Origin of the sequence: Blastococcus sp. TF02A-30, from assembly GCF_003319185.1 — a bacterium.
Taxonomy (GTDB): domain Bacteria; phylum Actinomycetota; class Actinomycetes; order Mycobacteriales; family Geodermatophilaceae; genus Blastococcus.
Window position 1 is genome coordinate 349,460 of sequence record NZ_QOHJ01000004.1, and the last position, 14,319, is coordinate 363,778.

Consider the following 14,319-nt stretch of genomic DNA (forward strand, 5'->3'; position numbering starts at 1 on the left):
GGCGAAGCACCCCATGACCCGTCTGCGCACCGCGCTCGCCGAGCGCCGCTCGGCCCGCGCCCACCTGCGCGAGGAACGCGCGCTCGCGCGCGCCCTCGCCGTCGCACCGACCGTCGAGTCGGCGCACGAGATCACCGCCGCGGCCAGCCGCCGCTGACCGCACCCGCTGACCGGACCGGGCAGCGCCCGGCCCGGTCAGCGGCGGGGGTCGACGGCGATCTTGGGTCCCGGCCCCGCGCCCTCCGGCCGCCGCCCGGCCAGCACCGCGGCCACGCCGTCGAGCCCGACCGTGGCCGCGACCAGCGGGCGCGGGTCGACCTGGCCCGCGGCGTAGGCGGCGACCGTGCCGGCCAGCGCCGGTGACGCGCTGAGCACCCCGGTCGCGGTCACGTCGCCGAGCACGAGGTCCCGCGTGTCCACCGTGCTGGCGCTGCCGGCCAGCCCGATCAGCACCAGCCGGCCGCCGGGCTCGACCAGCTCCAGGGCGCGGGCGGGCCCGCCGGGGTCGTTGGCGGCGTCGACGACGGCGTCGAACGGCGTGCGGGGCAGCGTCCCGGCCGTCCAGACGTCCGGGAAGCCGAGCCCGCGGGCGAGGTCGAGCGCCGGGCCCGGCAGCCCGAGCAGGTGCACCTCGGCGCCGGCCACCCGGAGGAACATCGCCGTCAGCAGGCCGATCGTGCCCGGGCCGATCACCAGCACCCGGTCCCCCGGCACGGCCGCCGCCGCCCGTGCGGCGCGCAGCGCGTTGCCGCCCGGCTCGACCAGCGCGCCGAGCGCTGCGTCGACGCCGTCCGGCAGGGCGTGCAGCGAGCTCGCCGGGACGGCGAGCCGCTCGGCCAGCGCCCCGGCGCGGCCACCGCGGATGCCGACCTCCTGCCGGGAGGCGCAGACGTGCTGGCCCCCGCGCCGGCAGCGGCGGCACCGCCCGCAGCCGAGCATGGTGTCGCCGGTGACCCGCCGGCCCAGCCAGGCGCGGTCCACGCCGGAGCCGACGGCGGACACCGTGCCGGCCCACTCGTGGCCCAGCCGCAGCGGGAACCGGGCGTGCCCGTCGGCGAGGTAGGCCATCTCGCCGGTGAAGAACTCCACGTCGGTGCCGCAGACGCCGGCGCGCTCGACGTCGACCACCACCTCGCCGGCTCCCGGCTCGGGGTCGGGCACCTCCTGCACCGCACCTTCCCCCGGTCCGGTCAGCACGAACGCCCTCACGGGCGCGGCGCGCCGGCGGGCTCCGTGAGCGGCAGCACGACCGAGAACCAGGTGTCCCCCGGCTCCGAGCGCACCCGCAGGTCGCCGCCGTGCCGGTTGACCACGATCCGCCACGACACGTCCAGGCCGAGCCCCGTCCCCTGGCCGACCGGCTTGGTGGTGAAGAACGGCTCGAAGACCCGCGCCCGCAGCTCCGCCGGGATGCCGGGGCCGGTGTCGCCGACCTCGACCACCGCGCAGTCGCCGTCACGGGCGGTGCGCACCGTGAGCGTCCCCTGACCGGCCATCGCGTCCAGCGCGTTGACGATCAGGTTCGTCCACACCTGGTTCAGCTCGCCGGCGAAGGCCGGCACCTCCGGGAGCGTCCGGTCGTACTCCTTCACCACCCGCACGCCGGCCGGGATCTTGGCGCCGAGCATGACGAGGGTGGCGTCCAGCCCGGCGGCGAGGTCGGTCGGTCGGTGCGGGGTGCGGTCCAGCTGCGAGTACTGGCGGGCGGCGTCGACCAGGCCCGAGATGCGGCCGGTGCTCTCGGCGATCTCGGCCAGCAGGGTCTCGGTCTCGACGGTGTAGGCCAGCCACCGCACCGCCGCCTCGAGCGCGTCGGGCGCCACCGCGCCGGAGACCTTGTCGAGGTCCGCCGTCCCCAGCCCGGCGCCGACGAAGATGCCGGCCAGGTCCCACGGCCCGGCCAGCCGGCGCTCCTCCAGCCACGCCCCGACCTCGTCCTCGGCGTCGGCCCGCTCCAGCGGCGAGAGCTCCTGCTGCCCGTCGATGCCGGCGACGAACTCCTCCTGCAGGCCCACCAGCGCGCGCAGCACCTCGCCGTCGAGCCGGCCCTCCGAGAGCATCGCCAGCTTCTGCCGCATGCCGGCGAAGCGTTCCCGCAGCGCCGCGGTCGCGCGGGCGGCGGCGGCCGCCGGGTTGTTCAGCTCGTGCGTGAGGCCGGCGGTGAGCTTGCCGAGGGCCAGCAGCCGCTCCCGCTGGCCGACCAGCTCCGCGGAGTTGCGCTGGCCGACGAACATGCCCTCCAGCAGGTGCACCGCCATCGGGTACCAGCGGCGGAAGACGGCCGCGAAGGGCCCGGCCGGGAGCGCCAGGAAGCGGCAGTCGGTCACCGCCCGGACGGTGGCCGGGTAGCGCTGCTCGAGCCGGTCGCCGAAGTAGAACTGGACCGCACCGGAGTAGACGCCGCGGTGGTCGGTGCGCACCGTCTCGACGTCGCTGCCGCCGACCCGGCGGCTCATCGTCATCGTGCCGCTCAGCAGCACGAAGAAGCACTCCGCCGGCTCGCCCTCCACCGAGACGTCCGACCCGGCCGGGCACTCGACGACGTCCCCGTTCTCCGCCACCCAGGCCAGCTGCTCGTCGTCGAGGTCCTCGAAGAGGAACAGCTCCCGCAGCTCGGCCGGGGCCAGCCGCTGCGGCGCCGTCACCGCTCCCCCAGGTACCGGTGCACGAGGGTGACGGCCATGGCGCCCTCGCCGACGGCGGAGGCGACCCGCTTCACCGAGTCGGCCCGCGCGTCCCCGGCGACGAACACGCCGGGCAGGCTCGTCTCCAGGAAGTACGGGTCGCGCTCGGGCTGCCAGCCGGGCGGGCGGCGCCCGTCGGTGACCAGCGCCGGTCCCGTGGGGATGAAGCCGTGCTCGTCGCGGACGACGGAGCCGTCCAGCCACCCCGTGCGCGGGGCGCCGCCGATGAAGACGAACAGGTGGCTGGCGGGGAGGGTCTCGCGCTCCCCTGTGCCCGCGTCCTGCACGGTGACCGCCTCCAGGTGGCCGTCGCCCTGCGTGCCGGCGACCGAGCAGCAGGTGCGGACGGTGATGTTGGGCAGCGCCGCGATCTGCTCGATCAGGTAGGCCGACATCGACGCCTCGAGGCTGTCGCCCCGGACCAGCAGGCACACCGACCTCGCGTAGCCGGCGAGGTAGACCGCGGCCTGGCCGGCGGAGTTGGCGCCGCCCACCACGAAGATGTCGCGGTCGGTGCACTCCACGGCCTCGGTCATGGCCGAGCCGTAGTAGACGCCGCGCCCGGTCAGCTCGTCGACGCCGTCCACCCCCAGGCTGCGGTAGGAGATGCCGGTCGCGAGGACGACGGCGTGCGCGGCCAGCGCCCGGCCGTCGTCGAGGCGCACCACCCGCTTCGGCCCGTGCGCCTCCAGCGAGACGACGTCCCGGGTGAGCAGCAGTTCCGCGCCGAAGCGGACCGCCTGGCGGCGGGCGCGGTCGGCCAGCTGGCTGCCGGACACCCCGTCGGGGAAGCCCAGGTAGTTCTCGATCCGGCTGCTCTGCCCGGCCTGCCCCCCGGTGGCCTCGCGCTCGACCAGGACGGTGCGCAGCCCCTCCGAGGCCCCGTACACCGCTGCCCCCAGCCCGGCCGGTCCGCCGCCCACGACGACGAGGTCGTAGAACTGCTCGCGCGGCTCGACGGCGAGCCCGACGACGGCGGCCAGCTCCGACTCGCTGGGGTGCCGCAGCACCTGCGCGTCCGGCGTCACCACCACCGGGATGTCCTCGCGGCCCGCGCCGGCGGCGGCCAGGATCCGCTGCCCCTCGGGCTCGTCGACGCTGAACCACGTGTAGGGCACGGCGTTGCGCGCGAGCAGGTCGCGGGCCCGGAACGACGGCGCCGACCAGCGGTGCCCGACCAGCTTGACGCCCACGACCTCGGGGTCCGGCGTCTCCCGCCAGGCCCGCACCATGGCGTCGACCACCGGGTAGAGCTTCTCCTCGGGCGGGTCCCACGGCTTGAGCAGGTAGGCGTCGACGTCGACGACGTTGATCGCCGAGATCGCCGCCTCGGTGTCTGCGTAGGCGGTCAGCAGCGCCCGCCGCGCCCGCGGGAACAGGTCCATCGCCATCTCGAGGAAGTCGATGCCGTTCATCTCGGGCATGCGGTAGTCCGCCAGCACCACCGCGACCGGGTCGCCGCGCAGCTTCAGCTCGCGCAGCGCCTCCAGACCCTCGGCGGCCGACGCCGCCCGCAGCACGCGGAACTCGCCGCCGTAGCGGCGGCGGAGGTCGCGGGCCACGGCCCGGGAGACCCCCGGGTCGTCGTCCACGCTGAGCAGGACCGGTGTGCCCATGGCGTCCCTTCGACGGGGCGAGCGCCGACGCGGCCGGCCGGCGCACCGGCAACGCTAGCCGGGCGGCGGCCCGCAGGGGCACCCCCGGACGGCTTCCGCGGCGGGCCGGCGCTCCGTACGGTGAGCGCCATGGACCCGCGTCCCGGGATCGATCCGTCGGCGCGCCCCAGCGGCACGGGGTGCGCGGAGTGCGAGGCCACCGGCGGCTGGTGGTTCCACCTGCGCCGGTGCGCCCAGTGCGACCACATCGGCTGCTGCGACTCCTCCCCCAGCCGGCACGCGCGGGCGCACGCCGCCGAGTCGGGCCACCCGGTGATCCGCAGCTTCGAACCCGGCGAGGACTGGTTCTGGGACTTCACCGCGGAGGCGCCGGTCAGCCCGACGACCCACCTGGCACCGCCCGCGCACCACCCGCCGGACCAGCCGGCGCCCGGGCCGGCCGGCCGCGTACCGGCGGACTGGCGGTCGCACCTGCACTGAGCCTCCCTGCCGGTCACCCGACCGTCGGGAAGACTGTGCCGGTGCACGCCGAGACCCTGCTGCTGCTCGTCCTCGGCGCCGTCGCCGTCATCGTCGCCGTCCACTGGGTGGCCGCCCGCACCGGCCTGCCGGAGGCCGCGCTGCTCACGCTGGCCGGCATCCTCTACGCGGTGCTGCCCGGGCCCAACGTCGGCCTGGACCCCGACCTGGTCCTGATGCTGGTCATCCCGCCGCTGCTGTACAGCGCGGCGCTGGACTCCTCGCTCACCGCCATCAAGCGCAACCTGCGCACGGTGGTCAGCCTCTCGGTCCTGCTGGTGCTGGTCACCGCGCTGCTGGTGGGCATCGGTTTCGAGCTGTTCGTCGCCGGCGCCACGCTCGGCGCCGGCATCGCCCTCGGCGCCGCCGTCGCCCCTCCGGACCCGGTGGCCGCGCTGGCGGTCGGCCGCAAGGTCGGGCTGCCCCCGCGGCTGGTCACGCTGATCCAGGGCGAGGGGCTGCTCAACGACGCCACCGCGCTGACCATCCTCACCGTGGCGGTCGCCGCCGCCGAGGGCGACGGCTTCTCCACCCCTGCGGCGATCGGGCAGTTCGCGTTCGCCGCGGTCGGCGGGGTGGCCGTCGGCGTGGCCGTCGCCTACGGCGTCCGGCCGCTGCGCCGGCTGCGCAGCGACCCGCTGTCGTCCAACGCGATCTCGCTGGCGACCCCGTTCGTCGCCTACCTGCTCGGCGAGACCGTGCACGTGTCCGGCGTGCTCGCCGTCGTGGTCGCCGGGCTGGTCATCGGGCACAACAACCCCAGCTGGGCCTCGGGCGCCAGCCGGCTGCAGACCAACGCCGTGTGGCGGTTCGTGGGCTTCCTGCTCGAGGGCGTCGTCTTCCTGCTCATCGGCCAGCAGATCCCCTCGGTCGTCGCCAACCTCGAGGAGTACGCGGCCTCCACCATCTGGACCGCGTCGCTGATCACCGTCGGCGTGGTGCTGCTCGTGCGCCCGCTGTGGCTCTGGCTCACCGAGCACATGCCCCAGGCGCTGCACATGCGGCTGACCGTCCAGGACGGCGGGGTCGACGGCGAGCGGCCCCCGCACGGCCGGCTCACCGGGCGGGAGATCGTCGTCCTGAGCTGGGCCGGCACCCGCGGGGTGATCAGCCTCGCCGCGATCGTCACGCTGCCGCTCGTCACCGACGCCGGCGATCCCTTCCCCGACCGCGACCTGCTGATCTTCTGCGCCGTCCTCGCGGTGCTGGTCACGCTCGTCGGCCAGGGGCTCACCTTCGCGCCGCTGGTGCGGGCGCTGGGGCTGCGCGCCGACCAGGCCGACCAGGCGCGGCAGCGCAACGAGGCCCGCGCCGCGGCGGTGGAGGCGGCGCTGTCCCGGCTGGACGACCTGGCCCGGGACGAGCACGACGCCGTGGACGACCAGGCGATCGCCGCGCTGCGCGCCCAGCTGACCGCGCGGCTGAACCGCTACCGGCGCCGGATCGACGTGCTGGAGAACGCCGAGGCGGGCGAGATCCCGATGTCGCCGCAGTACGAGGCCGCGCTGCGGGTGCGGCGCGCGGTGATCGACGCCCAGCGCGCCGAACTGCTCCAGTGGCGCGACACCGGCCGGCTGCCCGACGAGAGCCTGCGCACCCTCGAGCGCGAGCTCGACCACGAGGAGGGGCTGCTGCCCACCCGCGACCGGCGCTGACCCCGGGTCCGGTCAGGCGCGCTCGGCGCTCTCCGCCCCGGCCGGGACCGGGGCGGTCGGCTCGTCGCGCAGGAACAGGTACCAGTAGGACGTCGCCACGAACACGACGGCGCCGACGAGGTTGCCCGCGCCCGCCAGCAGCCAGTTCAGCAGCGTCTCGTCCCAGCCGACGTCGGGCACCCCGGTGAAGATCGCGGCCGGCAGGAAGAACATGTTGGCGACGACGTGGTCGAAGCCCATCGCCACGAACGCCATGATCGGGAAGAAGATCGCCAGCACCTTGCCCGACACCGACGGCGCGGCCAGCGACATCCAGACGCCGAGGCAGACCAGCCAGTTGCAGCCCACGCCGCGGAGGAAGGTCTGCCACGGCGACTCGCCCAGCGCCTTGCCCTCGGCGATGCCGGCCAGCCGCTCGTAGGTGAGCGCGGCGCTGCCCACGGAGTCGGCGTCGCCGATGACCCCGGTCTGGACGGCCAGGAAGAAGGCCACGAACAGCGCGCCGAGCAGGTTGCCCAGCAGCACCAGCGTCAGGTTGGCGACGACGTCGCGACCGCCGATCTTCCCGCGCATCGCACCCAGCGGGACCAGCATCATGTTGCCGGTCGCGAGGTCGGACCCCGCGATGAGCACCAGGACCAGACCGAGGGTGAACGCCGCGCCCATGAAGAGGGTGGGCAGCGTGCCCCAGGTGCCCGGGTCCAGCCCCGAGGAGACGGTGATCGCGACCAGCGCCCCGAAGGAGATGTAGGCCCCGGCGAGGAACGCGCTGACCAGCACGCGGTCCCACGTGCGCCGGGTCTTCTTCGCCCCGGTCTCCGCGGCGACCTGCGCGATCTCGTACGGCTCCCGTGCCGACATGGGACCTCCTCCGGGGACGGACCTCCCCAGGGTCCCGGCGGTCCGCCCGCTCAGCTACTCGAGGGATCCCACTCCACCGGCGTCGGCGCGATGCGCGGTCCCGGCCGCCGCAGGTAGGCCTCCAGCTCCCGCGGCCGGTAGTCCTCGTCCCGGGCGCGGCGATCGCACACCGTGGAGGCCACCGACTCCGTCGCGACGTGGGTCTCCCCGATCGGGCGGTGGTGCGGCCGGCTCAGCAGGTAGAACATCCGGCGGGACTCCTCCAGCCGTCCGTCCGGGTCCGCGGTGTGCCGGACGTGCCCGTCGTCGGGGGCCGTCGTCCCGGGCGGCAGCCGCTGGAACGCCCCGTCGGCGAAGGTCAACCCCGCGGCGCCGGCCCGCTCCGCCATCCAGAGCAGCGCGATGTCCGAGAGCGAGGAGTCCGCGTACCCGCCGCCGACGCCGCAGTGGACGCCGGCGAACCACCGCTGCTCCACCCGCTGCCACGGCGGCGGCTCGACCAGCGTGCCGTCGCGCTTCCGCTCCTGGGTCCAGAGCGCGGGCCGGAAGGCGGAGCGCCGCTCGTCGATCGCCAGGGCCTGGTAGGCGTGCTCCACCCAGGAGCTCAGCGTGGTGTCGTGGAAGGCCCAGTGCTTGTTGAACCAGCCCATGCCCCGCACCGGCAGGCCGAGCGCGCCCACGGTGTCCCAGACGCCGACGAACCGGATCAACGGCCGGTCCTCGGGCGCCGGGTGGGAGAAGGACTGGCGGAACAGCCGCGACTCCAGCCCCTTCGGGTGGGCGCGTGCGTCGCGGTAGAGCCGGTAGGCCTCGTCCACGCGCGCGGCGTGCTCGCGGCGGAGGATGCCGCAGTTGCGGATGAAGCCGACGGCGCTGCGGGCGGTGTAGGCGCCGCGGCTGAAGCCGAAGAACCAGAGCTCGTCGCCGGGGTCGTAGGCGCCGACGACGGCGCAGTAGGCCTCCTTGACGTTGCGCGACAGGCCCACCCCGAAGGCGCCCCCGCGCAGCCGCTGCCCCTTCGTCGTGCCGACGCCGCGGACGTAGAAGACGCACTGCGGCATGCCGTCGGCGCCGACGGGGGCCACCTCGAGGGCCACCTTGACGACGTTCGTCGGGCAGGGGCCGCCGTCGTCCCCCTCCTGGTCGGGGGTGTTCCACGTCCCGTCGCAGCAGACCACCAGGCGCTTGACCACGGCCCCTCCCCCGGGACGTGCCCCCGGGGGACCCGGCGTCCTCCCGGGCGGGCACCCGGGACGATCCCGGGACCGCGCCCGCCCGGCAAGGGGTCGGCGCGCGGGTCAGCCCCGGCGCTGCAGGACGAAGTCGTACCGCGCCTCCGCCCAGGGGACCTCGCTGCGGCCGCCGTCCGGCGTGGGTCCGGGCTCGCGGTGCTCGAACCGGACCACGAGCTCCTGCTTCGTCCCGAACACCACGTCGGTGTCCAGGTACTCGGCGCCCTCCTGGAACAGGTGGGTGATCAGCGGCTCGTAACCGGGCACCGCGAACAGGAAGTGGATGTGCGCCGGCCGGAAGTGGCTGATCGCGGTCTGCGAGATCAGCTCACCCACCGGGCCGTCCATCGGGATCGTGTAGCCCTTGGGGGCGATGCTGCGCACGCAGTAGCCGCCGTCCTCGCGGGTCGTGTACTTGCCGCGCAGCCGCGCCTCGTCGACCTCCCCGAGCTGGGCCTCGTAGACGCCCTCGTCGTCGGCCTGCCACACGTCGAAGGTGGCGCCGGGCACCGGCTCGCCGGCGAGGTCGCGGACGGTCCCGTGCAGGTACAGCGGGACGCCGGGCAGCCCGTCGGACATGTCACCGCCGTAGGGCAGCTGCGGCGACCCCTCGATGAAGAACGGGCCGAGCACGGTCGCCGGCGTGGCCTGCGGATCGAGCCGGTGGTTCATCTGCACGACCAGCATGGACAGGCCCAGGACGTCGGAGGCGAGGATGAACTCCTCGCGCTTCTCGTCGCTGATCTGCCCGGTGCGGGTCAGCCACTGCACGGCGGCCATCCACTCGGCCTCGGTCAGCCGCACCTCGCGGGCGAAGTCGTGCAGGTGCCGCACCAGCGCGGTCATGAGCTCGGCCAGGCGCGGCTCGCGGGCGGTGGCCCAGCGCTCGACGGCGAGCTCGGTGATGTTGTCCTCGGTGACCAGCTGCACGGGATCCTCCTCGCACGGGGGGCGACCGGCGGGCGCCGGCCGCGGGACGGAAGTCAGGGGGTCAGGACCAGCCGGACGCCCGGGTCGCCGGTGGCCTGGCGCCGCCAGGCGGTGGCGACGTCGGCCAGCGGCACCCGCTCGTGGGCGACCGCCAGCCGGCCGGCGGCCGCGTGCTCCGCGACGGCGGTCAGGGCCGCGCGCCGCTGGTCCGGGGTCAGCGCGTTGTTCGTGTAGCCGAGCACCGCCGCCGTCCGGGAGCGGAGCACCGCCGAGGAGAACTCGGCGACGTCGCCGGACGCCCCGCCGAGGTTGACCAGCCGGCCGCCGTCGGACAGCACCCGCGAGGCGGCGGTGGCGGCGACGCCGAACACCGGGTCGACCACGAGGTCGAGCCGCCCGTCGAGCGCCGCGCGGAAGCGGTCGGCCAGCGCGTCGGCGTCGCCGTCCAGGGCGACCACCTCGTCGGCGCCCGCGGCCCGCGCCCGCTCCCGGGCGCGCTCCGACCGTGCGACGGCGACGACGCGGCCGGCGCCCAGCAGCCGGGCCGCACCGACCGCCGCCTGGCCGACGGCACCGCCGGCCCCGAGCACGAGCACGTGCTCACCGGGCCGCAGCCCGCCACGCCAGGTGAGCGACATCCAGGCCGCGACGGCGGACAGGCCGAGGGCGGCCAGCGCCGGGTCCGGGACGTCAGCGGTCACGGGCACCACGTCCACGGCCGGCACGGCGCACCGCTCGGCCAGGCTGCCGTCGCCGGGCGCCATGCCGGCCGACGTCGCGAACCAGACCCGGGTGCCGGGCGCGAGGTCGTCGGACTCCTCCACGACGCCGGTGCCCTGCACGCCGGGCACGTAGGGCACCGCCGGCCGGCCGAAGTACGAGGTGCCCGAGCCGCAGAGCAGGTCCAGCGGCACCAGCGGCGCCGCGGTCACCCGGACGACGGCGTGCCCCGCGGCGGCGACCGGATCGGGGTGCTCGGCGTAGTCGGGGGCCTCCCCCGGCGTGTGCAGGACGGCGGCGCGCACGGGGATCCTCCTCAGGCCCCGACGCCGGGGAGGGGCTCGGGCACGTAGGGGTCGGGGTCGACCGGTCGGTTGTTGAGGTCGACCGAGAGGAAGACCTCGTTGGCGACCGGCCGGCGCAGCTCCTCGGCGAGCTGGCCGATCAGCCCGGCGGTGCGGGCCAGCAGGGCGAAGCCGCGCAGCAGCTCCAACGGCAGCCCGAGGTCGGCCAGGGCCGCGCCGCAGACGCCGGCCCCGTTGAGCGGCAGCCGCTTGCCCAGCACCTGCTCGTGCACCCGGCCGATGGCGGCGAACAGGGCGAGGTGCGGGCCGACCAGGCCCTCCTCGGTCGCGATCTCCAGCAGCCGCGGGGTGCGCGGGTCGCCCTGCTTGTGCACGTGGTGGCCCAGGCCGGGCACGAATCGGCCGGCGGCGCGCTGCGCGGTCATCGTCTGCAGGGCGAGGGCGTCCCACCCGTCGTCGTCGGTTGGCAGCGGCCGGTCGTGCCCGGCGAGGACGTCGTGCAGGAACCGGCCGCAGTCCTCGGTCACGCCGAGGAACCGCGAGCCGCCGCCGAGCAGGCCGGCGGCCAGCGCCCCCTGGATGGAGTCGGGCGCCGACAGGTAGGTGAGCCGGGTGACGATCGCCGTCGGCGTGAACCCGTGGTCGGCGAGCGCGGCCAGCACGGCCTCGAACACGCGTGTCTCCCCCGGCGTGGGGCGGCGCTGGGTGGCCAGCCAGAAGGAGAGCTCCCCGAAGCCGACGGTGCCCATGACGTCGCGCGCCAGGTCGCTGCCCAGGAGCGTGATCGTCTCCAGGCTGGAGGCGCCGAGGGCGGTCGGGTAGACGGGGGGTTCGGTGCTCACGCCCGCTCCTCCTGGGGAGCGGCCAGCCAGCGGCGGATCTCCGCGCCGTGCTCGTCCAGGGACGGCGGGGGCAGCCGGTAGGCCGGCGGGGTGGCGGAGAACGTGATCGGGTTGCGCACCGAGGGGATCGCCGCGGCGCCCTCCCCCACGGTGACCACCGGGTCCAGGCCGATCTCCTGGGCGAAGGCCACGCCCTGGTCGATGGTGTTGATCGGCCCGCACGGCACGCCGGCGCCGATGATGTCGCGGAACCAGTCCATCTTCGACCGGGTGCGCAGCCGGGCGACCAGCAGCGGCCGCAGCTCGTCGCGGTTCGCGGTGCGGTCCTCGTTGCGTCGGAACCTCGGGTCGTCGACCAGCTCCGGGACGCCGAGCACCTCGCAGAGCCGGCGGAACTGCCCGTCGTTGCCGGCGGTGATGATCAGCTCCCCGTCGGCGCACGGCAGCGGCTCGTACGGGAACAGGCTCGGGTGGCTGTTGCCCATCCGGAACGGGACGACGCCGCCGGCGACGTAGGCGCTGGTCTGGTTCACCAGACCCGACAGCGCCGAGGAGAGCAGGTTGACCTCGACGTGCTGGCCGGCGCCGGTCTCGTGCCGGGAGTTGAGCGCCGACAGCACGCCGATGGTGGCGTGCAGGCCGGCCATCACGTCGAACAGCGCCACGCCCGCCCGGTACGGCTCGCCGTCGGGGGCACCGGTCAGGCTCATGAAGCCGGAGATCGCCTGCACGATGAGGTCGTAGCCGGGCAGCTTCGCCCCGCCCGGGCCGCTGCCGAACCCGCTGATCGACGCGTAGACGATGCCGGGGTTGACCGCCGCCACGCTGTCGTAGTCCAGGCCGAAGCGGGCCAGCCCGCCCGGCTTGAAGTTCTCCACCAGGACGTCGGCCCGCGCGGCCAGCTCGCGCGCCAGCCCGGCGTCGCCGTCGTCCTTGAGGTCGAGCGCGACCGACCGCTTGTTCCGGTTGGCGCCCAGGTAGTACGTGGCCACGCCGTCGCGGACCGGGGGCTGCCAGGTCCGGGTGTCGTCACCGCCGGGGCCCTCGACCTTGACCACCTCGGCGCCCAGGTCGGCCAGCAGCATCGTGCTGTAGGGCCCGGCCAGGATGCGGGAGAAGTCGGCCACCAGCAGCCCGGACAGCGGCCCCCTCGAGTCTGCTGCCATCAGCGGCGCGCCCCCTCCGTAGCCACACGCGGACAGCCGTCCGCGATGTCGGTGGCAGTCTCGACCCGACGCTCGACAGGTGTCAACCGTCAGCTCCATGGCCGTTCGGGAGGAGGTCGCGACCCTGTTGACACGCCGGGCCGACGGGTCCATCGTGACCCACGTCGCACCGGTCGTCCGACACGCGGACGCCTGTACGGCAGAGTGACGACGACGTCCAGGAGGAGACGATGAGCAACCCCGAGCCCACGCCGGAGGCCGGTCGCCCGGTGGTCCTGCGCGGCGGCACCGTGCTGACGATGGACGACAGCTGCACGGTGCTCCCGAGTGCCGACGTCCTCGTCGTGGACGACCGGATCGCCGCCGTCGGCCCGGACCTGGAGGTGCCCGAGGGCACCCAGGAGGTCGACGCGAGCGGCGGCATCGTGATGCCGGGGATGATCGACACCCACCGGCACATGTGGCAGACGGCGATGCGCGGCTACGGCGCCGACTGGACGCTCACCCAGTACTTCGTCTGGTACTACCTGGAGCACGGCCGGAAGTTCCGCCCCCAGGACATCGCCGCCGGCAACCGGCTGGCCGCCATCGAGTCCCTCGACGCCGGCGTCACCACCACCGTCGACTGGTCGCACAACCTGCACACCGTCGAGCACGCCGACGCCGCCCTCGACGCGTTGCGTTCCGTGCCCGGCCGGTTCGTGCTGGCCTACGGCAACATCCAGGCCGCCCCGTGGGAGTGGACCGCGGATCCGGCCGTCCGCTCGTTCCTCGAGCGGCTGCGCGACGAGCGGGACGACCGGATGGGCGTCCAGATCGCCTTCGACGTCACCGGTGACCCCGCCTTCCCGGAGCGGGCCGCGTTCGAGGTGGCCCGCGAGCTCGGGCTGCCGGTCACCACCCACGCCGGCGTCTGGGGCGCGACCAACGACACCGGCATCCAGCAGATGCACGACGGCGGCTTCATGACGCCGGAGACGACGTACGTGCACGCCTCGACGCTCACCCGCGACAGCTACCAGCGGATCGCCGCCACCGGCGGCTCGATCTCGGTGGCCACCGAGTCCGAGTGCAGCGCCGGGCAGGGGCACGCCCCCACCGAGCAGGTGCTGCAGTACGGCATCCCGGTGTCGCTGTCGGTGGACACCAGCGTGTGGTGGAGCGGCGACATGTTCTCCGCGATGCGCTCGACGCTCAACGCCGACCGGATGTCCGAGCACCTCACCGCCCACCTCGAGGGCGAGACCATCACCCACCTGCGGCTGCGCGCGAAGGACGTCGTCCAGTGGGCGACCCGCGGCGGGGCGCACACCATCGGCCGCGACGCCGACCTGGGCAGCCTCGAGCCGGGCAAGAAGGCCGACGTGGTGCTGGTCAAGAACGACGCCTCGCCGGTCTCCTTCCCGCTGCTCAACCCGCTGGGCCACGTGGCCTTCCAGGCGCAGCGGGGCGACGTGCACACCGTGCTGGTCGACGGCCGGGTCGTGAAGCACGCCGGGAAGCTGGTCGGCATCGACCTGGCGCCCGTGCGGGCCGAGATCGAGGACACGATCGAGTACCTGCGCGGGGAGTGCGGCGAGGAGGTCTGGCAGGCGGGGATGTTCCCGGAGATGCCCGAGGCGGAGGCCGCGATCCTCGACAACCCGTACCAGTACAGCGACTTCGTCGACGAGTCCAAGCGGGCCGGCGGCGAGGAGCGGGTGCTCGGCCGCTGAGAGCTCCCCGCGGCGGTCCGGAAGGCTTCCGGCCCGGGCCGTCGCGGGGGTCGGATCCGCACGGGCGGGCTACG

13 protein-coding genes are annotated in these 14,319 nt (G+C 75.0%); 4 read left to right on the forward strand and 9 right to left on the reverse strand.

The genetic code is table 11. From position 1 onward, the window contains the following. Window positions 1–13 precede the first annotated feature (13 nt). The gene (locus DQ241_RS20575) at window positions 14–157 is read left to right on the forward strand and encodes a hypothetical protein (RefSeq protein WP_158545918.1); all 144 of its coding nucleotides are present in this window, start codon (window positions 14–16) and stop codon (window positions 155–157) included. Window positions 158–195: 38 nt separating this feature from the next. On the opposite strand, the gene DQ241_RS11285 is transcribed toward DQ241_RS20575, so the two are convergent. Genes DQ241_RS11285 through DQ241_RS11295 form a run of 3 tightly spaced genes read right to left on the reverse strand, consistent with a single transcriptional unit; the run spans window position 196 to window position 4,300 of the window. Then, window positions 196–1,161, reverse strand: coding sequence for a zinc-binding dehydrogenase (locus DQ241_RS11285; RefSeq protein ID WP_233492373.1), 966 nt, complete (start codon window positions 1,159–1,161; stop codon window positions 196–198). Between the two features lie 44 nt (window positions 1,162–1,205). Next, the gene (locus DQ241_RS11290; RefSeq protein ID WP_113830259.1) at window positions 1,206–2,645 is read right to left on the reverse strand and encodes an ATP-binding protein; all 1,440 of its coding nucleotides are present in this window, start codon (window positions 2,643–2,645) and stop codon (window positions 1,206–1,208) included. After that, window positions 2,642–4,300 carry an FAD-dependent oxidoreductase gene (locus DQ241_RS11295; protein WP_113830260.1) on the reverse strand — a complete coding sequence of 553 codons (1,659 nt, stop codon included), beginning with the start codon at window positions 4,298–4,300 and terminating at the stop codon, window positions 2,642–2,644. Before DQ241_RS11295 ends, DQ241_RS11290 begins: the two co-directional genes overlap by 4 nt. A gap of 129 nt (window positions 4,301–4,429) precedes the next feature. Here DQ241_RS11295 and DQ241_RS11300 point away from each other — a divergent pair, with 129 nt between their 5' ends. Together DQ241_RS11300 and DQ241_RS11305 are read left to right on the forward strand one after the other, a co-directional pair. Beyond that, entirely contained in the window at window positions 4,430–4,780 is a 351-nt protein-coding gene (locus tag DQ241_RS11300) for a UBP-type zinc finger domain-containing protein (protein ID WP_113830261.1), read from the forward strand. 41 nt (window positions 4,781–4,821) lie between these two features. Continuing rightward, window positions 4,822–6,474 (forward strand): Na+/H+ antiporter, encoded by a 1,653-nt coding sequence (locus tag DQ241_RS11305; protein ID WP_113830407.1) that lies wholly within the window; start codon window positions 4,822–4,824, stop codon window positions 6,472–6,474. Between the two features lie 12 nt (window positions 6,475–6,486). Here DQ241_RS11305 and DQ241_RS11310 read toward each other — a convergent pair whose 3' ends face one another. From DQ241_RS11310 to DQ241_RS11335, 6 genes are all read right to left on the reverse strand, one after another. After that, window positions 6,487–7,335, reverse strand: a complete 849-nt coding sequence (locus DQ241_RS11310) for a formate/nitrite transporter family protein (RefSeq protein ID WP_113830262.1) — start codon at window positions 7,333–7,335, stop codon at window positions 6,487–6,489. A gap of 50 nt (window positions 7,336–7,385) precedes the next feature. Further along, window positions 7,386–8,528, reverse strand: coding sequence for a DUF2235 domain-containing protein (locus DQ241_RS11315; RefSeq protein ID WP_113830263.1), 1,143 nt, complete (start codon window positions 8,526–8,528; stop codon window positions 7,386–7,388). A gap of 105 nt (window positions 8,529–8,633) precedes the next feature. Then, the gene (locus DQ241_RS11320; RefSeq protein ID WP_113830264.1) at window positions 8,634–9,497 is read right to left on the reverse strand and encodes a dioxygenase; all 864 of its coding nucleotides are present in this window, start codon (window positions 9,495–9,497) and stop codon (window positions 8,634–8,636) included. Window positions 9,498–9,550: 53 nt separating this feature from the next. Further along, window positions 9,551–10,522, reverse strand: coding sequence for a zinc-binding dehydrogenase (locus tag DQ241_RS11325; RefSeq protein WP_113830265.1), 972 nt, complete (start codon window positions 10,520–10,522; stop codon window positions 9,551–9,553). A gap of 11 nt (window positions 10,523–10,533) precedes the next feature. Then, a complete protein-coding gene (locus DQ241_RS11330; protein ID WP_113830266.1) occupies window positions 10,534–11,364 on the reverse strand; it encodes a citryl-CoA lyase in 831 nt (276 codons plus the stop codon). Then, entirely contained in the window at window positions 11,361–12,530 is a 1,170-nt protein-coding gene (locus DQ241_RS11335; RefSeq protein WP_113830267.1) for a CaiB/BaiF CoA-transferase family protein, read from the reverse strand. The genes DQ241_RS11330 and DQ241_RS11335 overlap by 4 nt, the downstream gene beginning before the upstream one ends. A 230-nt stretch (window positions 12,531–12,760) precedes the next feature. Between DQ241_RS11335 and DQ241_RS11340 the strand changes: the two genes are divergently transcribed. Continuing rightward, complete coding sequence (locus tag DQ241_RS11340; RefSeq protein ID WP_113830268.1) at window positions 12,761–14,245, forward strand: amidohydrolase family protein; 1,485 nt, start codon at window positions 12,761–12,763, stop codon at window positions 14,243–14,245. Window positions 14,246–14,319: the final 74 nt, after the last annotated feature.